The organism is Flavobacterium endoglycinae, assembly GCF_017352115.1.
GTDB lineage: Bacteria > Bacteroidota > Bacteroidia > Flavobacteriales > Flavobacteriaceae > Flavobacterium > Flavobacterium endoglycinae.
The window spans coordinates 5,303,728-5,328,917 of record NZ_CP071448.1 but is presented as its reverse complement, the minus strand read 5'-3'; the positions used below and the strand labels follow the sequence as shown (position 1 = coordinate 5,328,917).

Genomic DNA, 25,190 nt, shown 5'->3' with positions numbered 1-25,190 from the left:
AAATCAAAATTCCAAATTCCAAACTTCATTGGAATTTGGAATTTAATTTTTAAAACCCTCTAAGGTTTGGAATTTATTTTTAGAATAAAACAATTATGGACTTAAAAGATCAATTAAAAAACTTATTTCCAGAACACGTTGAATCAAACGAACCAGAGGAAATCCAGGAAGAAGAACACGTATTGTATGTTCAAAAAGAACCTATGATTTGTAAATTTGAAAAACGAAAAGGAAAACCAACCACGATTATCGAAGGTTACGAAGGATCTGACGAAGATTTCAAAGTTTTAGCCAAAGAAATCAAAACCAAATTGAGTGTTGGCGGTACTTTTAAAGATGCATCCATCATCATTCAAGGCGATTATCGTGATAAAATAATGACAATCCTAAAAGAAAAAGGATTTAAAACAAAACGTGTAGGTGGATAAAATAAATTTTAGATTTTAGATTGCTCAATTGGAATTTAAAAATTAGAATTTGGAGTTTTAGATTTGGAATTTGAAAAACCTCAGAACCTTAGCAACTTAAAAAAATGATACAATCATCAGAATTAATACTTAATCCGGATGGAAGCGTTTACCATTTAAACCTTCGTCCAGAACATATTGCCAACGATATTATATTTGTTGGAGACCAAAACCGAGTGGAAAAAATCACTCAGTTTTTTGATTCAATTGAATTTTCTACGCAAAAAAGAGAATTTAAAACCCAGACAGGAATTTATAAAGGCAAAAGAATTTCGGTAATGTCAACCGGAATTGGCCCAGACAATATTGATATTGTGATTAATGAATTAGATGCATTAGTCAATATCGATTTAAAAACCCGCCAGCCAAAAGAAGAATTGACTTCTTTAAACATCATCAGAATTGGTACTTCAGGTTCTTTACAGGAAGATATTCCTGTTGACAGCTTTGTAATGTCTAAATTTGGTCTAGGATTAGACAATATGCTTCGCTCCTACTTAATTGACGACGTTTCAAATGCGGCACTTGAAGATGCTTTTATTACGCATACCAATTGGGATATCCGCAAAGGAAGACCTTACGCAATTTCATGTTCAGAAAAATTGGAGCAATTAATAGAATCTGATAAAATTTTCAAAGGAATCACAGCAACAGCAGGAGGATTTTATGGTCCGCAAGGGCGTGTATTGCGTTTGAACATTCAAGACGAAGAATTAAATAATAAAATGGATAATTTTAGTTTTAATGACGAAAGAATCACTAATTTAGAGATGGAAACCGCAGCTATTTATGGACTTTCTTCGCTGTTAGGGCATAATGCATTATCTTTAAATGCAATTATTGCCAACCGTGCTTCGGGAACTTTTAGTGAAGATCCATACAAAGCTGTTGATGAATTGATTAGTTATACTCTAAACAAAATAGTTAATAATAAGTAATGCAGAATGCTATTCTTAAATTTGAGCAGCTGCTGAATGAAAATGCCTCTTGTTTTCCGGAAATAAGCAGTGAAATATTAGAATCAAGAATTCCTGGTAAATGGTCTAAAAAAGAAATTTTGGGCCATTTAACAGATTCTGCGATTCATAATCTGGTTAGGTTTACAGAAATTAATTATCTTCAAAAACCTTATCATCACAGGCCGTATAATCAAATAGATTTAGTAAATTTAAATCAGTATCAGCAAATGGATATTCGAGAGCTTACTCAATTGTGGCTTTCGGTAAACAAACAGATTATAAGAATTATGAAATCTGTTGATGAAAAGGCTTTAGAATATGAAATTATTCTAAGTGACGGAGCTGTAATAGATTTAAAATTTTTAATGACGGATTACGTAGAACATTTAGAGCATCATATCAACCAGATAAAATCTTAGATTATGTTTTTAAGAGTGGCACGACACACCGATGATTTAGATAAAATCGAAGATTTCTATGTCAATATTTTGGGTTTTGAACGATTAGGAGATTTTCAGAATCATAATAATTATGATGGAATTTTTATTGGAAAGTCGGGTTTAGACTGGCATTTTGAATTTACAAAATCCAATAAAGAAGCCCGTCATACTTTTGATGAAGATGATGTAATTGTACTTTATCCCAAATCAATTTCAGATTATAACGAATTAATAAATAAGATTATACATAAAGGTATTTCAACGATAACTGCAGCTAATCCTTTTTGGAATGAAAACGGAAAAATGATTCAGGATCCTGATGGTTATCGTATTGTAATATCACCATTAAAAGCAGTAATAAACGAAATAGAATAATGCAGGAAACACATAAAAAAGTATTATTTAAATATTATAGCGATTATTTAGAAGATACAGTTTCAGAAACTATGTGGGCTGAAATTATCGATCTAGAAAAAGGACTTTTCAAATTGGACAATATTCCGTTTTTCGGCCCTTTAATCGCAACCGATGATTTATTTTACGCCGAATTTGATAGTAAAGAAGATCGTTTCGTTTACAAAGAAACAATCGAAAACTCTGGGAATTCTATTGTTCAGGTTCTCGTTCTTGAAAAAGGATTTGACAAAGAAATTATCCGTGAAAAATTAAAAGTCATAAACTGCCCGTCTGAAGGATTAAATGAAACATTTTTTGCTATTGAAGTGGTAAGAGATGTAGATTATTCGCTGGTTCGCAATGTTTTGAATGAATATGAAGGTGAAGAAATTATCGAATATGCAGAACCCTGCCTATCAGACAAACACAGGGCTGATTTATTAAAAAACTAGAAAACTAAACTTAAGAATACGCATACCAAACTAAACTTAAACTAAACTGTACATGAAAACTGTAAAAATTGCGGGTGTTCCGGAACACTTCAATCTGCCATGGCATTTATGCATTGAAAATGGCGAATTTGAAGCCGAGAACATTGATTTACAATGGAAAAATATTCCAGAAGGAACCGGAAAAATGTGCCAAATGCTTCGTGACGGCGAAACAGATATGGCTGTTATATTAACAGAAGGAATTGTAAAAGATATCACAGCAGGAAACCCAAGTAAAATTGTTCAAATTTACGTTCAATCGCCCTTAATCTGGGGAATTCACGTTGCTGCTAAATCCGATTTTCAAACTATTAAAGATTTGAAAAACAAAAAAGCAGCCATTTCAAGAATTGGATCCGGTTCTCAATTAATGGCGTATGTTAATGCCAATGAACAAGGCTGGGATACTGATGACCTGCAGTTTGAAATTATAAATACGCTTGACGGAGCTGTTGAAGCTTTGACAAACGGCACAGCAGATTATTTTATGTGGGAACGTTTTATGACGAAACCGCTTGTAGATCAAGGAATTTTTAGAAGAGTTGGCGACTGCCCTACTCCTTGGCCTTCATTTGTAATTGCCGTTCGCGATGAATTCCTAAAAAAGAATCCAAAAATTATTGAAAAAATTCTGGAAATCATCAATAAAACTACGGTTGATTTTGCCGAGATTCCTAATATCGATAAAACATTGGCAGATTTATTCAATCAAAAAGCGGCCGACATTAGAGAATGGCTAAAATTAACGCAATGGTCAAAGAAACACTTAACTGAAAAAGCATTTATCAAAATTCAAAATCAATTATTTGATCTGGGAATTATTGATAAAAAAAGTACTTTTGTTGAAACGGTAAAAGCGCTGTAAAAACTGCTTTTTGATTCTATGATGAATTTTCCTAAAATTGACTTTCCGCAATTAAAATCCAAGCTTCAGGTGAAATCACCTTGGGACAGGGTTATTATATTGTTGTTGAGTCTTTTAATCACAATTCCTATTTTCATCATTCTGCATCAAAACCTAATCGATTTAGAATGGCCTTTTAATTTAGACCGAGTTTTTATTTTCATATTCGTTCTAGCGGCCATCTTTTTTCTCTTAATGTACCTCAGAACCATTATAATATTATGTGTTGCCGTGTATTTATTGGTTCTTGTGTACGGTTCGGTCATTGGGAATTATGGCTTCAGTGAAATTTCTGAAGATTACAATTCGATGATTTACACCATGTCGGATAATCCCTATCCGCAGGATATTATTGTGGCAAAATTGCTTCCATTTCCCAATAGATCAAAAATTATAAGCGCTATAGAATATCAAAACCCTAAAGTGCGAAACTTTGCCATTATGGCTGCCAATAAAAATTTTAAAGGAATCAAAGGATATTCAGATTATCGAACAATCATTCAATGTTTTGCCGTTTTTAAAGAAATAAACGGACGCTGGAATTATGTAAATGACCCTAAAGATGGCGATTATATTGCAACTGCCAGCGAATCACTTGAATATTTCTCTGGAGACTGCGACGATCACTCTATTTTAATGGCCGCTGCGATTCGTTCTATAGGCGGAACACCACGATTAATTCATACCAAAGGACATATTTATCCCGAAATATTAATTGGTTCCATGATTGATTTGGAAAAAGTCAATTATCTCATTAAGAATGTACTTTTTACGCGGGAAAGTTACGGCAAAAAGCTTCATTATCATATTGATGAGCGTGGGCAAGTATGGATGAATTTAGATTATACAGCCAAATATCCCGGTGGTCCTTTTATGTACGAGGAAATTTTGGGAGCGCTTACTCTCAATTAATATAAGCCTTTCGAGAGCTTTTTTGTTTTTGTAATCTTAATTTTACGATGTAATTTATAAGGTTCTAAAAATCAGATATTTTGTTTTTAAATTGTGTTAAGGAAATGTTAGAGATAATACTTTTTTTTGTATCTTTTCCTATCTAATCTTTAATCACAAAATCATGAAAAATTCTAAATTATTTATCTTCGGAGTTGCATTGGCTGCAGTATTAATTATTTCATGTTCTAAGGGTAGAAATAAACTGATAAACTCTTGGAAAATTACCGATGTTGAAGCTAAAATGCCTCTTTCTGACTCATTAAAACAGGTAATTTTAAGAGATGGAACGCTAACTTTTACAGAAGACGGACATGTAACCGGATTTTTAACCCAAGAAATTACAAATGGAACTTATGCCTTAACAAAAGGCGGAAAAAGTTTAGTAATTAAAGATGAAGTAGGAACACCATATCCTTGCGAAAGCACAATCACAAACGATGAGCTTATATTAGACACGAAAGAGATGAAACTTAAACTCAAAAAAATATAAGTCTTTTTAAAACTCATATAACCATTAAATTGAAAATATAAAAAAACTCCTTAAGATTCTTGAGGAGTTTTTTATAGTTGTAGACTTATAAATTTAAAAGTTTGCAAAAGCTTTTTCTCTAATTATAAATTAAAATACCACTCATATGAAACTAAAACAAATCCTATCAGCAATTTTAGCTTTCTTAAGTCTTACTGTTTTTACTCAAAAAGCATATTCATGTACCAGAATTGTGTATCATGGATTAAACGGCACGGTAATAACGGCACGTTCAATGGATTGGAGAACAGAAATTCCAGCCAATTTATGGGTATTTCCAAGAGGAATCGAACGATTTGGAGAAGCTGGAAATAATTCGGTTAAATGGAAATCAAAATACGGGAGTGTCATTACAAGCTCTTGGGACATCGCTTCTTCTGATGGAATGAACGAAAAAGGTCTCGTTGGAAATCTTTTATGGCTTGTAGAATCTACTTATCCGCCTTTTGAGAAAAACGGAAAAATACAAGGATTAGCCGTTTCATTATGGCTCCAATATGTTTTGGACAATTTTTCTACCGTTTCAGAAGCTGTAAAAGCTTTAGAAAAAAATGATTTCACAGTAGTTTCGTCTCATATTCCGGGGACAAATATTTTTGCAACAGTTCACTTATCACTTTCTGATGCATCTGGAGATAATGCAATTTTTGAATTTATTGATGGAAAACTGGTTATTCATCATGATATGAAATATGTAGCCATGACCAACTCTCCTATTTTTGACCATCAACTGGCTATAAATACCTATTGGAAAGGAATTCCAGGAACGATTATGCTGCCGGGAACCAATCGCGCGGCTGACCGTTTTGTGAGAGCTTCTTACTATATCGATGCAATTCCAAAAACCGATAATACGCGCGCTGCATTAGCAAGTGTTTTTGGTGTGATTCGAAACTGTTCGGTTCCACTGGGAATTTCATCAGAAACAGAACCTAATATTTCGTCAACACGCTGGAGAACAGTTGCAGATCAAAAAAATCTAGTATATTATTTCGATAATGTTTTAAATCCAAATGTAGTTTGGGTAGAATTTAGTAAACTCGATTTTAGCGAAAAAGCAAAAGTTAAAAAGCTGAGTTTATCCAATAATGAAAATTACTCTGGAGAATCTTCCATGAATTTTAAAGCCGCGCCTATTTTTAAGTTTGCAGGTCTGGATTAAACATACACAAAAAACGCCTTCGAAAATCCGAAGGCTTTTTTTATTCCCGTAAAATTTTCTCCATTTTTCGGCCTTTGGCTAATTCATCTACCAATTTGTCCATATAACGGATTTTCTGCATTAATGGATCTTCTATATCTTCAATTCTATAACCGCAAATTACGCCTGTAATTTTAGAAGCATTTGGGTTTAGTTTTGGAGCTTCGGTAAAAAAAGTTTCTAAATCGGCTTTTTTATCAATTTGTTCCCTGAATTGTTTTTCATCGTAACCTGTAAGCCAAAGAATAACAGTATCAACTTCATCTGCTGTACGTCCTTTTTTTTCTACTTTCTCCACATACAAGCGGTAAATGCTTGCAAATGAGTATTGATAAATTTTTGTGTTGTTCATTTGATTCATTTTATATTCTTTAAAATTATAAAATTTTTCGTAAAAAAATATTGCGCAGTCAAATAACTGCATTATATTTGCAGTCAAATAACTGCACAATGGAAATACGTAGAGATGTTTTTCAGGCTATTGCCGACCCAACGCGAAGAGCAATTTTAAACCTAGTGGCCATACAAGCTATGACTCCGGGAACCATAGCCGAAAATTTTGATTCGTCAAGACAGACCATATCAAAACATATTAAAATTTTAACTGAATGTGATCTGCTCGAACAACAGCAAAACGGACGTGAGATATATTACTATATAAACGCCAAAAAAATAAAGGAAGTTGCTGATTTTATTGAACCGTTCCGCAAAATGTGGGACGATCGTTTTAATAAATTGGAAGATATTATGAAAAACTATAAACCAAAAAACTAACTATTTATGGAACGCAAAACCAAAGTACATGCTGAAGATAATCAGCAGGAAATAGTGATTACAAGAGAATTTGATCTGCCTTTAGAATTACTTTTTAAAGCTTATACCGAAGCTGAAATTGTAGAACAGTGGATGGGAACGAAAGTATTAAAATTCGAAAACAAAAAACACGGCGGATGGCAGTTTGAAACCAAAGATTCTAATGGAAATGTAGTTTTCAGCGCCAATGGTGTTATTCACGATTATGTTCTTAATGAGCGAATTACGCGAACTTTCGAAATGGAAAATACGGGATTTGCTCCGCAATTGGAATTTTTAGAATTTGAAAAACTGACAGATGAAACGAGTAAATTAAATATTCTTATTGTTTATAAATCAGTTGAACACCGCAACAATCAGTTGAAACTGCCGTTTTCCATGGGGCTTAATATGGCTCATAACCGATTAGAAGAAATTGTAAAACAACAAAAATAAAATATCATGAGTAAAAGAAACAAAATTATCTATTGGATTGCTACACTTTGGCTGGCATTGGGAATGACTTCTACAGGAATTGTTCAAGTATTAAAAATAAAAGAAGAAGCCGATATGATGACACATTTAGGATATCCACTTTACTTTTTAACCATTTTGGGAGTTTGGAAAATCCTTGGCGTAATTGCTATTCTAATTCCGAAATTTCCTTTACTAAAAGAATGGACATACGCTGGTTTCTTTTTTGCGATGAGCGGTGCCGTTTTTTCTCATTTTGCTGTTGGAGATTCTGGTATAGAATATTTTGGACCTGTTTTGTTGTTAGTTCTTACAGTTCTTTCTTGGTATTTTAGACCAGCTGAGAGGAAAGCATTGTAGTATTCAGTATTTAGTCGCAGTGTGCAGTTTACAGTGGTAGTATTTAGTCTCAGTTTCAGTATTCATTCATAATAATTAAATATGAAAACTGAGACTGAAAACTGAGACTGAATACTGAGACTGAATACTGAGACTGAATACTGAGACTGAATACTGAGACTGAAAAAAACATCAAAAGCGAAGCGCTTCATCAAAGAAATCCAATAAAAGCTTTAGATTATTGTCATCGTGCATCGAATTAGTTTGTTGTAGTGTTATTTCGGTGATTTCTGAAGCTCTTTTACACATTTTCTTTTCGAAAAAACCTATTGCTTCTTCCATTGTTGAAAACGAATCAGATATCAATACTTCATATAATTCAAGAGCGTCTGCTAAAGCTTGGTTTGCACCTTCTCCTGCATAAGGAGGCATACGATGTGCTGCGTCGCCAATCATGGTTAGATTTGGCAGCGGTTTCCAACTTTGATTCAAAGGAAAATGATACATCGGACGTGGAATAATTGAGATTTCCTCTTTTTCAAAAATTTCCTGCCATTCTGTATTCCAGCTTGAAAATTCTTTTTTGAACCATTCCAAAACCGATTTTTTATTTTTAAAATCAATTCCAGAATGTGAAATCCAGTTTTCTTCTGTTTTTAAACCTATTAAAAGTGTAAGTGTTCCGTCGGCTTTGGCACTAAAAAGTAACGTTTTTCCATGTTCTAATGCAAAAACTTTTCCATCGTTAACCATTTCCCATAATTTTGGAGCATTTTTTTCAGCATTATAAACATTGATTTCGATAGCACTAACACCAGAGAAAACAGGTTTAATATCTGTAATGTATTTTCTAATGCGCGAATTAGCACCATCAGATGCAATTACAAAATCGGCGTAAACAGTTTTTCCGTTTTCAAATGAAATTTCCCAGCCTTCACCGCTTCGTTTCATTTCTGTAAATTTAGAATTCCAGACTACATTTTCCTCTTTAAGAGAAGCAATCAGCAAATCACGGAGCGGTCCTCGATCTATTTCCGGACGAAAATGCTCATTTCCAAAATCTTCTATAGGCCTGTCACTGTGATCATTGTAAACGACATTCATGTCTTTATTGACAATTTTCATTTTGTCGGCTCCAGGACGATAACTCTTTTTAAAATCCTCTAATAAACCTGCAGCAGTAATCGCTTTTAAACCGGTATCATCGTGCAAATCAAGTGTTGATCCCTGCTGGCGAACGTTTTTATTTTCGTCTCTTTCGTAAACTTTTACGTCCACTCCTTTTTCTTGTAACAATCTGGCTAAAGTTAATCCACCTGGACCTCCGCCAATTATGGCTACTTTTTTAGTATCTAGTAACATTTTTATTTCTTTTAAATTTGTGAAACAAAATTAGTTGTACCTTTAGAGGCAAAATAACTCATTTTGGTATTAAAATAGTCGTAAATGAAAATTGAGGTTACAGATAAAAATGGTTCAGGGATACTATATAAGTTCGCAGAAGCTATTGGTGCTTCTATCCGCGGACGTTTTATTGATATTCCAGAACATTTGGGCGAAGGCTACATGACTGGTTTTACTTGGGGAAATGAACTGCGAATGATGATTCGTAACTATTATTTAAAAGAAGATATTCGGGTTGAGCGTAAAAATGAAGCCGCCGAAGCCTCTGATAAAGTCATTTTTTTATTAAGCGGTATTTTCGATTTCCCAAATGATAAAAACCAGATGGCATTTGAACAAGCCAATGTTATTATCTGTGCACAATCTGTTTCTTCTGTAATGGAAATGCCTCAGAATACATTTTTTAGAAGTGTGACAATTGCGGCTTCAAAAAGCTATTTAAAAGAGAAATTCGGCGATTTAAAACATCCTGTAATCGTAAGTATATTAGAAGCCAAAGATAATTTTGTTTTCGAAACGGATATTTCTACCAATATTATTGCAACTTCTGGAGAAATTCTTCGCCAGACAGTTCCTGAGATTTTAGAAAATCATTTTTATAAACTAAAATGCGAAGAACTGCTTTGTCATATTTTTGCTTTACTATTGCAGCGGGACGAAACGCCAACAAGCGGTATTCATATCAACGATATAAAAGCTATTTATGCCGTAAAATACCAATTGCAATCCAATTTAGATAAAGCACCTGATATTGCTTCACTTGCCAAAGAAGCTGGAATGAGCGAACCCAAAATGCGTAAACTTTTTAAACAGACTTTTGGTAAAGGTGTTTTTGAATATTATCAAAATGTGAGAATGCAGGAGGCAGCCCGACTTTTAAAGGAAAATCATTTATCGGTTTCTGAAGTTGGGTATCAATTAGGATTCACAAACCTGAGTCATTTTTCTAGAGTTTTCGAACAGCATATTGGTCAAAAGCCTAAAAAGTATTCTAAAGCATCATTTTAATTAAATTTGTATATCTATTTGTTAATCAAATGAGTCTAATTATTCAATCTGCTTTGCCTGATTCTTCTATTTCGCATTTTGTTCACAGTTTTTGGATGCTCGAAAACAAAACGGGAAAAGACATTCCGTCTACTGTTCTGCCAAACGGAATGGTCGATCTTGCTGTAATGAATATTTATTCCGATGAGTGGGAAATATCCATTAGAGGTTTGGATACTATTCCGAGTCAAATCAATATTCCAGCAGGAACTAAAATGTTCTCAATTGGTTTTAAACTGCTTGCGGTCGAATACTTATTTGGCGATTCCATCAAAGAAGTTTTGAATGGAGGGAAAAATATTTCTAATAAAATCTGGAATTTTAACGCTGACGATTTAAATGATTTTAAGGTTTCTGCGAAAAATCTTCTCAAATTATAAAAGCAGTTTCAAGCGAAAATATCGATAACAGAAAGAAAAAGCTGTTCGAATTCATTTATGCTTCCAAAGGTTCAATGTCTGTTCAGGAACTATCTGAAAATGTGTTTTGGAGCGCAAGGCAAATTAATCGTTACTTTAATCAGCAATTTGGTGTTTCGCTGAAAGCCTATTGCAATATTCTCCGTTTTGGTTCTTCGTTCAAAGACATCAGCGAAGGCCGACTTTTCCCTGAAGAAAACTTTACAGATCAGAACCATTTCATTAAAGAAATCAAAAAATATTCGGGTGTAACACCTAAAGAACTTAGTAAAAATAAAGACGATCGTTTTATGGATATTGTGGCAATTAAAAAGTTAGATACTTAAAAAACGGCTGATTTTTACTATTTCATGACACTTTTCTGTACCAATTTTGCATCATAATTAAATGATGAAATTATGTTACTCGAAAATAAAACAATCGCCATAATTGGCGCAGGACCTGTTGGATTAACAATGGCTAAATTACTGCAGCAAAAAGGAATAAATGTAAAAGTTTACGAAAGAGACAAAGACGATAAAGCCAGAATCTGGGGCGGAACACTCGATCTTCATAAAGGTTCTGGACAAGATGCGATGCAGAAAGCAGGACTTTTAGAAATGTATTATGAAAAAGCGATTCCGATGGGCAGAATTATCGCCGATCATAACGCAAAAATAGTATTCAGCAAAGAAACTTCAGATGAAGAGCAATTTGATAATCCTGAAATCAATCGAAATGATTTAAGAACGTTATTACTTGACGGTTTAAAGTCTGAAACTGTTATTTGGAACAGCAAATTAACAGAACTTGAAATACATAACGGAAAATGGCTTTTACACTTCGAAAATAAAACTTCTGCAACCGCTGATTTTGTAATTGGTGCAAATGGCGGAATGACAAAAATTAGAAAACACATAACTGATACCCAGCCAGAACTTACTGGAACCTACATGATTCAAGGCGAGGTTACGAACCCCGAAATAGATTGTCCTGATTTCTTTGAGTTGTGCGACAATAAAATTTTAATGACTTCGTATAACGGAAATTTGCTAGTCGCTAATCCAAAGAATAATAAGGCATTAAGTTATAATGTGATTTTTAAAACACCCGAAAACTTTGAATTGTCTTTTGAAAATAATGAAAACATCAAGGCTTTTCTTTTAAATAAATTTTCTGATTGGAATGATGTTTATAAAAATCTGTTTCGTTCAACTTCAATATTTGCAGGTCTTCCGACAAAAAAAGTCTCAGTTGAGAACCTTTGGAATACAAATCGCCCCTTGCCTATTACGCTTATTGGCGATGCGGCTCATTTAATGTCTCCATTTGCTGGTCAAGGAGTTAATATTGGGCTTTTGGATGCTTTGATTCTTTCTGAAAACTTAACTAATGGTGAGTTCGCTTCGATTGAAGATGCTGTTAACTCGTTCGAAAAACAAATGTTTGTGTATGCAAAAGAAGCACAGTCACAAACGCATACCAATGAACAATTGATGCATAATCCTGATTTTTCTTTTTTAAGATTTGCAGATTAATTTTGTGTTTCGTCCTTATTAACTTCTATCAAATTAGTTTATATTAGTATTCTAATTTAGTGATTTACAATAACTATTTAAAAAACTAACGATATGGAAGATTCAAATAATAACAAAGGTAATTTAACCCCTAAAGTAACCGGAATTGGCGGTATTTTCTTTTTTCTTCAAAACCCTAAAGAAACTAAAGAATGGTATGCCAAAAACTTAGGTTTTGAAATAAACGATTGGGGTTCTGCCAGTTTTGAATCTAGAAATTTAGAAAATCCAGATCAGATCGAATCTACACAATGGTGTCCTTTTAAGCAGGGAGACGAGTATTTTTCTCCTTCTAAAAAAGAATTTATGATTAATTATCGTGTTCAGAATATCGAAGGACTTTTAGAAAAACTAAAAGCCAACGGAGTTACTGTTCTAGATGATATTGAAACCTATGACTATGGAAAATTTGTACATATTATGGACACCGAAGGAAATAAAATAGAACTCTGGGAACCCGTTTATTAATAACAAAAGTTTTTCAAAATAATTTTTTAGCAGTTTAATTTCTAAAATTCAGTCGATGACAAAAGTAAATCAGTTAAAAGAAGTAATTTATAAAGCTTACGCCGCTTTTAATGAAAGAAATATAGATAAAGCGCTTTCGGTTATGCAAAATGATGTACAATGGTCTAAAGCTTGGGAAGGCGGTTACATCGTTGGTCATAATGAAATTAAGGAATATTGGACAAGGCAATGGAAAGAAATTAATCCAAAAGTAGAACCTGTAGGATTTACAGAAAGAGAAAATGGCAGTTTAGAAGTAAAAGTACATCAGGTTGTAAAAGACCTTCAGGATAATTTGATGCTTGATGGTTTCGTAAAACATATTTATAATTTTCAAAACGGACTTATAAAAACCATGGATATTGAATTAGTTGAAAATAACTAATTCTTAAAATGCAGCAAGCCTCCATAAATAGTTGGAGGCTTGCTTTTTTAGTTCAAATAAAACTTAAGAATCATTTACAGTTTTTATTTAAAACAACTTTATTTTACCACGGACTTTCCTCACTTTCATCTTCAATATCATTACTGAAGAATTTTCCAGTCGGACCATCTTCGTCGGTTACTGTATGTTTAATAATAAAACTTGCTGCGCTTTCTACGCTTCCTGGTCCATTGAAATGATTAAAATCAGTTGCTGTATAACCAGGATCGATTGCGTTTACTTTAAATGGCAAATCTTTTAATTCATAAGCCAGCGTAACTGTAAATGCATTTAAAGCTGTTTTTGAAGAAACATACGAAACGGCTTTAATGGCATAATATTTCCAAGTTGGATCACTGTGTAAGGCAAGCGAACCCAAACCAGAAGTTATATTGCTGATTCTTGGACTGTCTGATTTTTTTAATAGATCCAAAAACGCCTGCGTAACTCTGATTACACCAAAAAAGTTAGTATCAAAAACCTGCTGGATTTTTTCTACAGAAGTGCTTGAAGAATCCTGTGGTACATCGCCTAAAATCCCGGCATTATTAATTAAAATGTCTAGTTTTCCTTGTTCTTTCTCTACAATGTTTTTTGCTTTTTGAACACTTTCATCGTTGGTAACATCAATCTGAATGGCTTTGATGTTTTCAAATCCTTTTTCAAAAAGGTCTTTTACGATTTCTTCGCCTTTGGCTAAATCTCGGCTTCCTAAATACACAAACAAACCTTGTTCTGAAAGTTGTTTTGTGGTTTCTAAACCTATACTTCTATTTGCGCCTGTAATTAATACTGTTTTCATTTTTTATCTTTTAAAATTATTTGAAGCAAAGTTGCATCGATTAAAAACAAAAACATTTGCCATATGGCAAAAAGCGTTTTTAACGGATATTTTTCCGAATTCTGCTCAAAGATGATTGCGTAATTCCCAGATAAGAAGCCAAATACGACAACGGAATACGGTTAATTACATTGGGAAACATTTCCATAAACGATAAATAACGAGTTGTAGCATCTTCAGAAACGAGCGGACTTCTTCTGGCCACTTTTTGGATAAGTGCCTTTGAAATGATTTTGTGTACAATCGTGTCCCAGCCCACAATCGTATTCAATAAATCTTCCCAGTCTTTTTTAGAGAAAACGATCATTTTACAATCCGTTACGGCTTGCACGTATGCCGAAGAGCAAATGCTGTTTTCGAAGCTTTCTAAATCGACCACTAGATTATCTTCGTCTATGAAATATTTGGTGATTTCTTCGCCTTTGTTATTATAATAGCAAACACGCATGATTCCATAAATTATAAAACCGACTTCAACTGAAATCTTTCCAGCTTCAGAAAAATAAGAGTCTTTAGGAAATTCCCTTTCCTGTGCTTTCGTTAAAATTAAATCAATCTGCTGTTGATTGAGATTGCCAAATTGCAATATGTAATCTGTTAATTGTTTCATGCCTGAAAGTTAGGAATAACTTTTTAGAGAGAATTTGTCATATGGCAAAAAGTGACTTTATTTAAATAAATTACATTCCCGGCCAAAATAAGAAATTAAATTTATGTCCGTCAGGATCAGTAAAACCAAAAGTATAACCAACTTCAAAATTTTCCGGTTCGGCAAAAATAGTACCGCCAATATCTTTTACTTTTTCATACCAGAGGTCTACTTCTTCCCTGCTCTTTGCTGATAGCGAAAAGATGATTTCGTTGCCCTCATTTTTAGTGGTTAGTTTTCCTTTTAAAGCATTTTCCAATCGTGAAGGCACAAAAAAGTTAATTACAAAATTATGTTCGCCAAATACAAAACTTACCAGTTCATCGGTTTCTTTTCCGTTTTGTTTAAATCCTAAATCAGAATAGAATTGTATCGTTCGCTGCAAATTATGCGAAACAAAATTTGCCCATATCATTTTAGTTTCCATATACTTAGTTTTATTTAAATTGATTGATAACTAAGTTAGTGAATTAATTTGAGTTGTATTTTAAAGAAAATTCACAACTGCAGCAATTGTACTACTTTGATTTCAATACTAATTTGTATAATTTGCAACAGCTTCAAAAGAAATAATTACTGCATCAATGACTACCAGCCCAAACTCTGCAATTCAAACCGCAAAACAACATTTTGAAATTCTTGACGGATTACGAGGAATCGCCGCTCTTGCAGTGGTAATTTTTCATTTTATGGAATGGATTTTTACAGATCCAAGTCAGAACTTTATCGGACATGGATTTCTTGCCGTTGATTTTTTCTTTTGTCTTTCCGGATTTGTAATTGGATATGCTTACGATGACCGAATTGCTAAAATGGGACTTCGAAAGTTTTTTACAGCCCGAATTATCAGACTTCATCCGTTAGTAATTGCCGGATCAATATTAGGAGTATTGGCATTTTTATTTGATCCTTTTGGAGGACATTTAGAATTGTACAGCACCGGAAAAATCATTCTAGCTTTTATTTGTTCTATATTTATGATTCCGCTGCCTGTAATTGCAAATCGTGGTTTTAATCTTTTTAGTTTTAATGCGCCTGCTTGGTCATTGTTTTGGGAATATATTGCCAATATCATTTATGCCTTGGTTTTATATCGGGTGCGACGTAATTATTTGTTATTCTTAACCATACTTGCAGCAGCAGCGATATGTTTTGTAGCTTATAATTCAGGTAATTTATTAGGCGGTTGGAGCGGATCAACATTTTGGGATGGTTTTGCTAGAATTTCGTATTCATTCTTGGCAGGATTACTAATATACCGCTCAAATTGGATTATCAAAAACAATTTAGGTTTTATAGGTTTATCAGGTTTGTTATTATTGGCTTTTATAATGCCTTTTTCAGAATGGAATTGGTTAACAGAACCTTTAATAGTCTTGCTTTATTTCCCGTTATTAATTTCTTTAGGCGCTGGAGCCGTATTAAAACCAGCTTTAAAAAAAGTTTGTGTGTTTTCTGGAAATATTTGTTATCCGTTATACATGACGCATTACGCCGTATTATGGATGTTTGGAAACTACTATATCAATTATAAACCAAACACAAATCAGCTGATTTTGATTATCGTTCCTTCCATTATTTTTTTAGTTGGATTCGCCTATTTGGTAATGGTTGTGTATGATATTCCGTTGAGAAAATATTTAAGCAGAAAATGGATAAAATAGATTACTATAATTTTAGAAAAACAAATAATAAAAACACGATTAAAGATATTTCTTATATTAGCGTAAAGAAACATTACGTTTATGAAACTATTAAAACCTTTTTCTTATTTAGGAATAATGCTCATAACGAGTTGTGTGGGCAATATGAATCCAACTGGTGGAAATTCTACTCCTGATTATCCGTATTACATTACCACTGAACCTTTGACAATTAAAAAAATTGCTGTCCCAAAAGGAACAAAACTTATTTATGTTGAAACTCTTTTCAAAAAAGGAAAGCAGGATAAAATGTTAAGCGAGGAAAAACTAAAAGAAATAGAACTGCCAGAAGGTCAAACCATAATTTGGGGTGGAGTTCCAGTAACTTCTATTGATAAATTCTTTAATTCTGAAATGCGAGGATTTACTGTTTACGCTAAATTCGATGCCTTAACTGAAGACAAGAAAACAAAGTTTTCAGAATTATGGCAGAGCTGTAATAATAGCATTGGCATCACCATCAAAAATACAAATGATTGGTCGTTTAATCTTGATAATATTGCCGATGTAGAAAGCTGCAGTGTCAATTACCAGCGTTATTTTAAAGACGATGCCAATCAACAGGCTTTTCTGGATGAAATGCTTACTGAATTGCGTAAAATAAAGTCGAAATAATATTGAGAAATAAATTATTCACAGCATCATAAAAAAAACTCCTTAAGAAATTAAGGAGTTTTTTGCTTTTTATTATCTAATGATCTTCAAATAGGCACTATAAATATTCTCTTTTAGAGAAGTTCTCATATAGTACATATTTTCGTCTTTTTCTTTTAAATCAAACTGAATCAAACCAGCATCACAATAGTAATATAGCAGGTTATCATCATTTGGAAATTCAATATTTGAAACAGGCTGAGTAGTTAATTTTAACTCATAAGCAATTTCACCATTCGTAGCATCCAATTCAAAAAGTCTTGCTTTGCGAGTATATCCCCAAATATTGTCATTTTCTTTGGTAATATATTCGATGTTATCGTCTTTAAAATCCGTTTTCCATAACTGAGTTCCTGTTTTTGAATCTACTGAATACAAAGAAGTTACATTGGTACCTTGTGCGCCAAAATAAAGCTTTTTATCGCTGCAAATCATTCGGTCTTTGATATTAAATTGATTTTCATCAAATTTAAATTCCCATACGATATCCAATTTAGAATTTAAAGCATAAACCGTGTTTTTTGCATTTGCTACAAATATGTTTTCGCCATCTGTTACAGGTTTTCCGCTCATAGCTTCTGGAAATGTTTTCTGACCTAAAGCTTTTCCGTTTGTGTCAAAACAATAGAAATTTGATGCGCTTCCAATAAAAACTTTATTATCAAAAACTAAAGGCGTAACGTCATTATCGGCTGAATCTAATTTGTAATTCCAGACTAAACTTCCATCTTTGATATCTAAAGCGTATAAATTACTACTTTGATTCTGATTTTGAGCTGTAATGTATAATTTTCCATTGCTGATTATGGGTGTTTGATCTTTTAAAACAATTTGATCAGCAACATTTCCTAATCTTGATTTCCAGAAAACGTCTCCGGTTTGATTGTCTATCGCGAAAATTTCGCCATTAATAAACGGAACATACACCACTCCATCGGCAAGAGTTACTTTATTGGCGCACATTTCTGTATAGGAATCTTTGGCTTTTACAGTCCATACAATTGATTCAGACTCTAAATCATATGAAAAAAGAGAACCATCATAATCATAAATTAAAATCGATGCTTCGTCTAATGGAACTTTTTTAAGCGTTTTCATGGCTTTGCTGGTAACCATTTCTTCTGCAGCTAGAGTTTTATTAGAATAATTGGTTTTAGCGGCAGGAGCCTGTCCAAAAACATTTACAACAGCGCAAACAATTAAAAAAGTAATTAATTTTTGTTTCATTTTCAGATGGGGTTTGATTTATTTGAACAAATGATCAGTTATTTAGTAGGTTGACTGACTCATCCTGTGTCCAAATATACAGAATATAAACAAAAATTCATCAAAGATATTTAAAGCAAAAAACTCCAAAATCATAAGACTTTGGAGTTTTTGAATGGCTATGAGTGGTAATAACTTGTTCATATTAATCGGAATGCTTTGAATTAGCTGAGCTAATCTTTCTTATATATTTCAAATTAATAGCATTTATATTCGATATTAAATTCATTTAATAATTTATCTTGAGAATCAGGTTTTGCATAGGCATCAGCTTCTGTCAGATGTCCATCCTGATCACTAATTCTGGTAAGTTTTTTTCCTTGTCTAAAAACCAATTGTAATCCATGCTCTTGCTCCCACTCACATTCGCAGACAATGCTTATATAAATATCTTTATCATTATAAGTTCTTCTAGAAACATGAATTCCATCAGGATAAATAAAATTCCAAATTTCATTTTTGTCTTTTATTTCTCTTAAAGGCTCGTCAGCTTCATCAAATTCTACCGAATCCAAAAAATCAATACAATTATTATATGCTAATTCAGACAATGAATTGCGGTTTTCAATATTCATTCTAAGAAAATTAGTCAAAGCCTCATCTGCTTCTTCTATAAATGTTTCATCATGTTCTGGCTCAACATCCAAAAATGTAACTTTTAACATTTCATTATTTAAAAGAGGTATTTTTATTTCTTCACTTTCCCACCAATCAGAAAATTCGGTATTCTGATAAAGTTTTCCTATTATATTTGATGTAATGTACTTTTTCATTTCAAAATACTTGCAATTAGTAATCAGACAAATTTAAAACATAAAAAAACTCCAAAATCATAAGACTTTGGAGTTTTTGAAAATTTGTGGGCGATGAGGGGTTCGAACCCCCGACCCCCTCGGTGTAAACGAGGTGCTCTGAACCAGCTGAGCTAATCGCCCTATTTTATTAGGCTGCTATCATTTTGTGATTGCGAGTGCAAATATACAGCTAGATTTTAATATTACAAGCGTAATTTGAAAAAAAATGAAATATTTTTTAGTCTTTTTATTTAGATCTCTATTTTTCAGCTTTTTAATGTTGCTACAAAAAATGGTTATTTCTTATTATTTAGTTAAAAATGGCATTTTGAAACTCTTAATCATAATATCCCTTTGTATTAATTTGCTTTAGTCATACATTTGCGTACCTTAAATAGTATATTCAAATGGCTCGATTTCAAGAAAACGATTTACCGAAAGCTAAATTAGACTCTAACTCCCTTCAAAAAGCACTACGAATTTTTAAATATGCCAAGAATCACAAATGGAAATTTTTCCTTGGCTTGATTTTTCTTTTATTAACCAGCGCCACTGCCCTCGCCTTTCCTAAACTAATGGGAATGCTTGTAGATTGTGTTACAAACAAAGATCTGGACAAGGCTAATGAAATTGCGATTGCTTTAATGGGAATCCTGGCATTGCAGGCAATTTTCTCATTTTTCAGAATTTCACTTTTTGTGAATTTTACCGAAAATTCATTGTCAAACATTCGTTTTGCATTGTATGAGAATTTGGTAAAATTACCAATCTCATTCTACTCGCAAAAACGCGTTGGAGAATTAAACAGCCGAATCAGTGCTGATATTTCGCAACTGCAAGACACTTTTACCACAACGATTGCCGAATTCCTTCGTCAGTTTATCTTGATTATTGGTGGATTTGTGATTTTAGGAAGCATTAGCCCAAAATTGACTTTAATGATGCTGGCAATCGTTCCGGTTGTTGCTGTTGCTGCAGTAATATTTGGAAGATTTATTCGTAAATACGGGAAAAAAACACAAGATAAAGTTGCCGAAAGCCAAGTAATTGTTGAAGAAACTTTACAGGGAATCAGCAATGTTAAGGCTTTTGCAAACGAATGGTACGAAATCCAGCGTTATAAAAATAAGATTAAAGAAATCGTAAAAATTGCCATTAAAGGCGGACAATACAGAGGTTATTTTGCTTCGTTTATTATTTTATGTCTTTTCGGATGTGTTGTTGCGGTTGTTTGGTACGGAATTACTTTAACAATTAGAGGCGAAGTTGAAGGAGTTGGTGATTTGATTTCGTTTGTACTGTATACTACATTTATTGGAGCTTCTTTTGGAGGAATTGCCGAAATGTATGCGCAGATTCAAAAAGCTGTTGGAGCAACAGAACGTGTTTTTGAATTATTAGAAGAAAAACCAGAAGAAATCAATGCAAATCCTCATACTTCATCTTCTATAGAAAAAATAAAAGGAAATGTAGAGTTCAAAAATGTAGCGTTTCATTATCCATCTAGAAAAGAAGTTGAAGTTTTAAAAGATGTAAATTTCACAGCTGGATTTGGACAAAAAATAGCGATTGTTGGACCAAGTGGAGCCGGAAAATCTACTATTTCATCATTATTATTACGTTTCTATGATATTACAGCCGGAGAAATTCTAGTTGACGGAAAAAATATCCACGATTATGATTTGGAAAATCTGCGTGGTAATATGAGTATTGTGCCGCAAGATGTGATTTTATTTGGAGGAACCATTAGAGAAAATATCGCTTACGGAAAACCAGATGCTTCAGATGAAGAAATTATTGCCGCTGCGAAACAAGCCAATGCATTTAATTTCGTAGAAGGTTTCCCTGAAAAATTCGAAACTTTGGTTGGAGAACGCGGTGTAAAATTATCAGGCGGACAGCGCCAGCGTATTGCTATTGCAAGAGCATTGCTTAAAAATCCAAGTATTTTGATTTTAGACGAAGCTACATCATCATTAGACAGTGAAAGCGAAAAACTGGTTCAAGAAGCGTTAGAAGTTTTAATGGAAGGAAGAACAAGCATTATTATCGCTCACCGACTTTCGACTATTAGAAATGCCGATAAAATTTTAGTTCTGGATAACGGAAAAATTTCAGAAGAAGGAACACATCAGGAATTGATAAACCTTGAAAATGGAATTTATAAAAACCTAAGTAACTTACAGTTTAGTAATTCTTAAAAGGAAATTTCAATTTTTAAATTCCAAATTCCAATAAAAAAAGCTTCAATTTTCATTGAAGCTTTTTTTATATCTGTAAACTGAGACAGAAAACTGAAAACTAAAATTTATTTCCCTTTTCTTCTGTTACGTTCAGCTTTAATCATTGATAATTCACGGCTTGTTTGTCCGGCTACTGAAGTATTTTCTTCTGCACGACGAATTAAATATGGCATAACATCTTTAACAGGTCCAAACGGAAGGTATTTTGCTACGTTATAACCGTTTTCAGCTAAGTTGTAGCTGATGTTGTCGCTCATTCCGTATAATTGTCCAAACCAAATTCTGTGATCGTTTTTAGCAATTCCTTTTTGAGCCATTAATTCCATTAACTTGTAAGAACTCAATTCGTTATGCGTACCTGCAAAAATGGCCATCATATCTAAATGTTCGATCATGTACAATACAGCAGCATCGTAATTATCATCTGTAGCTTGTTTAGAAGCACAGATTGGTGTAGGATATCCTTTTTCTTCTGCTCTTTTGTTTTCTTTTTCCATGTAAGCGCCACGAACAAGTTTCATTCCAATATAAAAACCTTCATTTTTCGCTACTTCATGTAAACCTTTTAAATACTCTAAACGATCCCAACGGTACATTTGTAAGGTGTTGAATACAATTGCCTTTTCTTTATTGTACTTACGCATCATATCTGTAACTAAATCATCAGCAGCATCTTGCATCCAGCTTTCTTCCCCATCAATTAACAATGCAACATCTTTTTTATGCGCTTCACTGCAGATTTTATCAAAACGAGCGACTACTCTATCCCATTCTGCTTGTTCTGCTGGAGTTAAAGTTTGTTTTTCTCCTAATTTCTCGTACAATTCAAAACGTCCTAAACCAGTTGGTTTAAATACCGCAAACGGAATTGCAAGACGTTCTTTAGCAAATTCTACTGTTCTTAATGTCATTTCCAATGCCGCATCAAACTGTGCTTCTTCTTCTTTTCCTTCAACAGAATAATCCAAAACAGATGAAACTCCTTTTGTAAACATTTTGTCTACTACAGTAAGACAGTCATTCTCGTTTACACCACCACAAAAGTGATCGAAAACAGTAGCGCGAATTAATCCTTCTACCGGAAGATGTGCTTTAATTGCAAAATTAGTTACAGCAGTTCCAATACGTACTAGCGGCTCACTGTCAATCATCTTAAAAAGAAAATAAGCTCTGTCTAGTTCGGTATCACTTTTTAGTGAAAATGCAACTTGCGTGTTATCAAATATTTTTTCCATTAAGTTTAGTTTTTATGCAAAGATATAGACTGTTTTGAATATTCTTCACTAAAGGCCTCACTATTTTTTCGTTTTGATAATTGAATGACGATTAAATTTTAATTCAAAAAGTAAGATTTTACTTTATTTTTTGTGTATTTTTGCAAAAAATTAAAATTATAATCGATTTACGTATGAAAAGTAGTAACAAAAGTCTCGAAAGTATTTCTGATAATATAGTCATCATATTTGTTGTAGCACTCTTTCTTATTGATTTTTTACCACATGCTGAAAGTGAAGATATTATTTATAATCAATTTCTGTATTTAGCAGGACTGAATTTCATTTATGGCTATATACTTGACGTTTAAAGCAAAATTTATAAGCTCAGAGGTTATAAAGTCATTCAAAAAATCATATGTTTTCTGGCTCTTTACTACTTTTTTACTTTTCTGTGCGTTATCATTTATTACAGCTGTAAATACGACATTAGTACTTGAAAAAATCATAGAACTTATTATCGGATTCTGCATTTTAATCAATTTTACTATTTTGTTAAAAAATAGGCTCCATCTTATTCCAAAGATTGTTTTCATTATATGCATTGCTGCATTTCTACAGTCAGCGTTAGAACTTTATCATTTTAAAATGAACTTTGATAAAGTTTCCCTGTCAGTTGCTCTTTCCGAATTATCGCTAAGTACAGGAAACATTAATATTCTGGCGGCAAGTTTAACAATTAAAATTCCGTTTTTATTGTTGGGTTTTACGCATTATTTACAAAAAAGAAGAATCTTTATATTTATTACACTTCTTCTGGTTACAACAACCATTCTTTTAACAGCCGCAAGAACGGCTATTATAAGTACTACCTTAGTTTATATACTTTTTATTATCTACAATTTTAAAATCAATTCATTCAGCAAAGCCACTGTTTTAAAAACAGTTATTTTAATTGTTCCAATACTAGTGACCATAGCGATAAGCAGTTCTATATTAAAAAAGGTAGAAAACAATAGTCGTTATACTTCAATAACAGGAAGGCTTGAGCAGATTAATACAAAAGATGCCGCTACAAATGCCCGTTTAGTTACCTGGAAAAATACATTTGATTTAGCCAAAACAAAACCATTATTGGGCCTTGGACTGGGAAATTACAAAGTAGAATCTATTCCGTTTGAAAAAACACAAAATAACGATTCTGCTATTTCGTTGCATTCGCACAATGATTTTTTAGAAATAATGGCCGAAACGGGCTTTGTCAATGGCTTGATTTATATTTCATTGTTTATATTGATTGTACTTATTAATGCCAAAAGGTTTTTCAAATCAGATCAAATTGAGATTCAGTCTCTTGCTATGCTGACTTTAATGGTAACGGTAGTGTATGGAATGGATGCCCTTTTAAACTTCCCGATGTTTAGGGCTACAATGATGATTTTCTTATGTCTTATTATAATTTTTACTATAATAAATGAAAGTTCTTCAAATGAACCAGATACAAAATTGGTTAAAAATAACTTTTATTGGTTGATTACATTAATTAGTGCAGGAACGATATACTTTGCATTTTTAGGATATAAAGCCTCAAAATTGGAATTTTTAATCAAGAAAGATAATGCAGCGGGCTATAAAAATACTGTACTTACAGGAGATGAAGTCATAAAAAGGATTCCCAAATATAAAAATACACTTACCACAGCGGAATCATTTTATGAATATGCTGGTATTTATTATTATAATGAAGACAAACTGGATCAGGCTTTAAAATACCTTTCAAAAGCTGATAAAATAAATCCGTATTTCGGAAGGATTTTTTTCTACAAAATGCTCGTTGCTAACAAAAAAGGAAATATTGACAGCGCATATGTATATGGCAAACAAGCTTTTTATATGCGTCCGCGAAATATTAATTTTTACACGATGTCAATTCAGTTTGCACGAGCTAAAAAAGACACAGCAGAAATCCTAAAAGAACATAAAACTTTTATACAATATCGAAATATTCCGCAAGCTTGGAAATTGGCTGCTGATGAACTTAAAAATGCAAATTATAATGATAAAAATCTGCTTCAGTTTATAGATAAAGGAATAAAACAATTTCCTAATGATACTATACTGCTAAAAGAAAAAAACAAGATTGCAACTGTTGATTATATAGGAAAAGCCCAGTCTTTTTTAAATGCAAAAAACAAAGTAAAAGCATTAGAATATTATAATAAAGCGCTCAAAGCAGATCCAACAAATGCTGATGTAATGCAGTATCTGGCTTTCTATTACTTTAATGCAGGAGATTACAAGCAATCCTTGAGTTATTTCTTAAATGCATTAAAAAACAGACAGTTTAATTCAGGCCGTACAGAATTTTTTATAGCAAACTGTTATTTAAAATTAAATGATAAGGTAAATGCCTGTAAATATTTTGAAATCTCAAATTCTAAAAACTTTCCCGATGCTAAACCACAAATAATACAAAATTGTAAATAGTCTATCTAAATAGTAAAGGATCTGATAAAGTAATAC

General features: G+C 32.8%; 31 protein-coding genes and 1 tRNA gene. 23 read left to right on the top strand and 9 right to left on the bottom strand.

The window, feature by feature from the left end:
- Nucleotides 1-95 precede the first annotated feature (95 nt).
- From J0383_RS22930 to J0383_RS22890, 9 genes are all read left to right on the top strand, one after another.
- Nucleotides 96-428 (top strand): translation initiation factor, encoded by a 333-nt coding sequence (locus J0383_RS22930; RefSeq protein WP_207296272.1) that lies wholly within the window; start codon nucleotides 96-98, stop codon nucleotides 426-428.
- Between the two features lie 104 nt (nucleotides 429-532).
- Nucleotides 533-1,405, top strand: a complete 873-nt coding sequence (locus J0383_RS22925) for a nucleoside phosphorylase (protein ID WP_207296271.1) — start codon at nucleotides 533-535, stop codon at nucleotides 1,403-1,405.
- Nucleotides 1,405-1,845 carry a DinB family protein gene (locus J0383_RS22920; RefSeq protein ID WP_207296270.1) on the top strand — a complete coding sequence of 147 codons (441 nt, stop codon included), beginning with the start codon at nucleotides 1,405-1,407 and terminating at the stop codon, nucleotides 1,843-1,845. The genes J0383_RS22925 and J0383_RS22920 overlap by 1 nt, the downstream gene beginning before the upstream one ends.
- 3 nt (nucleotides 1,846-1,848) lie before the next feature.
- Nucleotides 1,849-2,241 (top strand): VOC family protein, encoded by a 393-nt coding sequence (locus tag J0383_RS22915; RefSeq protein ID WP_207296269.1) that lies wholly within the window; start codon nucleotides 1,849-1,851, stop codon nucleotides 2,239-2,241.
- Nucleotides 2,241-2,714: a DUF4265 domain-containing protein gene (locus J0383_RS22910; RefSeq protein WP_207296268.1), complete on the top strand. Its 474-nt coding sequence runs from the start codon at nucleotides 2,241-2,243 to the stop codon at nucleotides 2,712-2,714. Before J0383_RS22915 ends, J0383_RS22910 begins: the two co-directional genes overlap by 1 nt.
- 52 nt (nucleotides 2,715-2,766) lie before the next feature.
- Complete coding sequence (locus J0383_RS22905) at nucleotides 2,767-3,618, top strand: substrate-binding domain-containing protein (RefSeq protein ID WP_207296267.1); 852 nt, start codon at nucleotides 2,767-2,769, stop codon at nucleotides 3,616-3,618.
- A gap of 18 nt (nucleotides 3,619-3,636) precedes the next feature.
- Nucleotides 3,637-4,569, top strand: coding sequence for a transglutaminase-like domain-containing protein (locus J0383_RS22900; RefSeq protein WP_207296266.1), 933 nt, complete (start codon nucleotides 3,637-3,639; stop codon nucleotides 4,567-4,569).
- Nucleotides 4,570-4,732: 163 nt separating this feature from the next.
- The gene (locus J0383_RS22895; RefSeq protein ID WP_207296265.1) at nucleotides 4,733-5,101 is read left to right on the top strand and encodes a hypothetical protein; all 369 of its coding nucleotides are present in this window, start codon (nucleotides 4,733-4,735) and stop codon (nucleotides 5,099-5,101) included.
- Between the two features lie 145 nt (nucleotides 5,102-5,246).
- Nucleotides 5,247-6,302 carry a linear amide C-N hydrolase gene (locus J0383_RS22890; protein ID WP_207296264.1) on the top strand — a complete coding sequence of 352 codons (1,056 nt, stop codon included), beginning with the start codon at nucleotides 5,247-5,249 and terminating at the stop codon, nucleotides 6,300-6,302.
- Between the two features lie 40 nt (nucleotides 6,303-6,342).
- Here the strand turns inward: J0383_RS22890 and J0383_RS22885 are convergent, their stop codons facing one another.
- A complete protein-coding gene (locus J0383_RS22885) occupies nucleotides 6,343-6,693 on the bottom strand; it encodes a DUF2200 domain-containing protein (RefSeq protein WP_207296263.1) in 351 nt (116 codons plus the stop codon).
- 98 nt (nucleotides 6,694-6,791) lie between these two features.
- On the opposite strand from J0383_RS22885, the gene J0383_RS22880 reads away from it, so the two are divergent.
- The 3 genes from J0383_RS22880 to J0383_RS22870 are packed head-to-tail and all read left to right on the top strand — an operon-like array spanning nucleotide 6,792 to nucleotide 7,967.
- Nucleotides 6,792-7,115, top strand: a complete 324-nt coding sequence (locus J0383_RS22880; RefSeq protein ID WP_207296262.1) for an ArsR/SmtB family transcription factor — start codon at nucleotides 6,792-6,794, stop codon at nucleotides 7,113-7,115.
- Nucleotides 7,116-7,121: 6 nt separating this feature from the next.
- Nucleotides 7,122-7,589 (top strand): SRPBCC domain-containing protein, encoded by a 468-nt coding sequence (locus tag J0383_RS22875; RefSeq protein WP_207296261.1) that lies wholly within the window; start codon nucleotides 7,122-7,124, stop codon nucleotides 7,587-7,589.
- A gap of 6 nt (nucleotides 7,590-7,595) precedes the next feature.
- Nucleotides 7,596-7,967 carry a DoxX family protein gene (locus J0383_RS22870; protein WP_207296260.1) on the top strand — a complete coding sequence of 124 codons (372 nt, stop codon included), beginning with the start codon at nucleotides 7,596-7,598 and terminating at the stop codon, nucleotides 7,965-7,967.
- A gap of 171 nt (nucleotides 7,968-8,138) precedes the next feature.
- On the opposite strand, the gene J0383_RS22865 is transcribed toward J0383_RS22870, so the two are convergent.
- The gene (locus J0383_RS22865; protein ID WP_207296259.1) at nucleotides 8,139-9,308 is read right to left on the bottom strand and encodes an FAD-dependent oxidoreductase; all 1,170 of its coding nucleotides are present in this window, start codon (nucleotides 9,306-9,308) and stop codon (nucleotides 8,139-8,141) included.
- Nucleotides 9,309-9,392: 84 nt separating this feature from the next.
- Here J0383_RS22865 and J0383_RS22860 point away from each other — a divergent pair, with 84 nt between their 5' ends.
- From J0383_RS22860 to J0383_RS22840, 6 genes are all read left to right on the top strand, one after another.
- Nucleotides 9,393-10,358, top strand: a complete 966-nt coding sequence (locus tag J0383_RS22860) for a helix-turn-helix transcriptional regulator (protein WP_207296258.1) — start codon at nucleotides 9,393-9,395, stop codon at nucleotides 10,356-10,358.
- Nucleotides 10,359-10,387: 29 nt separating this feature from the next.
- Nucleotides 10,388-10,777, top strand: coding sequence for a DUF6597 domain-containing transcriptional factor (locus tag J0383_RS23755; protein WP_239023182.1), 390 nt, complete (start codon nucleotides 10,388-10,390; stop codon nucleotides 10,775-10,777).
- A gap of 74 nt (nucleotides 10,778-10,851) precedes the next feature.
- Nucleotides 10,852-11,142, top strand: a complete 291-nt coding sequence (locus tag J0383_RS23750; protein ID WP_239023176.1) for a helix-turn-helix domain-containing protein — start codon at nucleotides 10,852-10,854, stop codon at nucleotides 11,140-11,142.
- Nucleotides 11,143-11,214: 72 nt separating this feature from the next.
- The gene (locus J0383_RS22850) at nucleotides 11,215-12,333 is read left to right on the top strand and encodes an FAD-dependent oxidoreductase (protein WP_207296257.1); all 1,119 of its coding nucleotides are present in this window, start codon (nucleotides 11,215-11,217) and stop codon (nucleotides 12,331-12,333) included.
- 93 nt (nucleotides 12,334-12,426) lie between these two features.
- A complete protein-coding gene (locus J0383_RS22845; protein WP_207296256.1) occupies nucleotides 12,427-12,840 on the top strand; it encodes a VOC family protein in 414 nt (137 codons plus the stop codon).
- Between the two features lie 55 nt (nucleotides 12,841-12,895).
- Complete coding sequence (locus J0383_RS22840; RefSeq protein WP_207296255.1) at nucleotides 12,896-13,264, top strand: nuclear transport factor 2 family protein; 369 nt, start codon at nucleotides 12,896-12,898, stop codon at nucleotides 13,262-13,264.
- Between the two features lie 103 nt (nucleotides 13,265-13,367).
- Here the strand turns inward: J0383_RS22840 and J0383_RS22835 are convergent, their stop codons facing one another.
- The 3 genes from J0383_RS22835 to J0383_RS22825 all read right to left on the bottom strand — a co-directional run bounded on the left by J0383_RS22835 (nucleotide 13,368) and on the right by J0383_RS22825 (nucleotide 15,220).
- Nucleotides 13,368-14,105, bottom strand: a complete 738-nt coding sequence (locus J0383_RS22835) for an SDR family oxidoreductase (RefSeq protein WP_207296254.1) — start codon at nucleotides 14,103-14,105, stop codon at nucleotides 13,368-13,370.
- A gap of 79 nt (nucleotides 14,106-14,184) precedes the next feature.
- On the bottom strand, nucleotides 14,185-14,754 hold the full coding sequence (locus tag J0383_RS22830) for a Crp/Fnr family transcriptional regulator (RefSeq protein ID WP_207296253.1): 570 nt from the start codon (nucleotides 14,752-14,754) through the stop codon (nucleotides 14,185-14,187).
- A gap of 70 nt (nucleotides 14,755-14,824) precedes the next feature.
- Nucleotides 14,825-15,220, bottom strand: coding sequence for a VOC family protein (locus J0383_RS22825; protein ID WP_207296252.1), 396 nt, complete (start codon nucleotides 15,218-15,220; stop codon nucleotides 14,825-14,827).
- A gap of 157 nt (nucleotides 15,221-15,377) precedes the next feature.
- On the opposite strand from J0383_RS22825, the gene J0383_RS22820 reads away from it, so the two are divergent.
- Entirely contained in the window at nucleotides 15,378-16,457 is a 1,080-nt protein-coding gene (locus J0383_RS22820) for an acyltransferase family protein (RefSeq protein WP_207296251.1), read from the top strand.
- A gap of 81 nt (nucleotides 16,458-16,538) precedes the next feature.
- Nucleotides 16,539-17,111: a hypothetical protein gene (locus J0383_RS22815; RefSeq protein WP_207296250.1), complete on the top strand. Its 573-nt coding sequence runs from the start codon at nucleotides 16,539-16,541 to the stop codon at nucleotides 17,109-17,111.
- Nucleotides 17,112-17,183: 72 nt separating this feature from the next.
- Here J0383_RS22815 and J0383_RS22810 read toward each other — a convergent pair whose 3' ends face one another.
- The 3 genes from J0383_RS22810 to J0383_RS22800 all read right to left on the bottom strand — a co-directional run bounded on the left by J0383_RS22810 (nucleotide 17,184) and on the right by J0383_RS22800 (nucleotide 19,351).
- A complete protein-coding gene (locus tag J0383_RS22810) occupies nucleotides 17,184-18,377 on the bottom strand; it encodes an outer membrane protein assembly factor BamB family protein (protein ID WP_207296249.1) in 1,194 nt (397 codons plus the stop codon).
- 236 nt (nucleotides 18,378-18,613) lie between these two features.
- Complete coding sequence (locus J0383_RS22805) at nucleotides 18,614-19,189, bottom strand: DUF6985 domain-containing protein (protein ID WP_207296248.1); 576 nt, start codon at nucleotides 19,187-19,189, stop codon at nucleotides 18,614-18,616.
- An 87-nt stretch (nucleotides 19,190-19,276) separates the two neighbouring features.
- Nucleotides 19,277-19,351 (bottom strand) — tRNA-Val (locus tag J0383_RS22800).
- A 266-nt stretch (nucleotides 19,352-19,617) separates the two neighbouring features.
- Here J0383_RS22800 and J0383_RS22795 point away from each other — a divergent pair.
- On the top strand, nucleotides 19,618-21,411 hold the full coding sequence (locus J0383_RS22795) for an ABC transporter ATP-binding protein (RefSeq protein ID WP_207296247.1): 1,794 nt from the start codon (nucleotides 19,618-19,620) through the stop codon (nucleotides 21,409-21,411).
- A gap of 107 nt (nucleotides 21,412-21,518) precedes the next feature.
- Here the strand turns inward: J0383_RS22795 and J0383_RS22790 are convergent, their stop codons facing one another.
- On the bottom strand, nucleotides 21,519-22,688 hold the full coding sequence (locus J0383_RS22790) for a proline dehydrogenase family protein (RefSeq protein WP_207296246.1): 1,170 nt from the start codon (nucleotides 22,686-22,688) through the stop codon (nucleotides 21,519-21,521).
- Between the two features lie 173 nt (nucleotides 22,689-22,861).
- Between J0383_RS22790 and J0383_RS22785 the strand changes: the two genes are divergently transcribed.
- Nucleotides 22,862-23,038 (top strand): hypothetical protein, encoded by a 177-nt coding sequence (locus tag J0383_RS22785; protein ID WP_207296245.1) that lies wholly within the window; start codon nucleotides 22,862-22,864, stop codon nucleotides 23,036-23,038.
- A gap of 277 nt (nucleotides 23,039-23,315) precedes the next feature.
- Nucleotides 23,316-25,154 (top strand): O-antigen ligase family protein, encoded by a 1,839-nt coding sequence (locus J0383_RS22780; protein ID WP_207296244.1) that lies wholly within the window; start codon nucleotides 23,316-23,318, stop codon nucleotides 25,152-25,154.
- Nucleotides 25,155-25,190 lie beyond the last annotated feature (36 nt).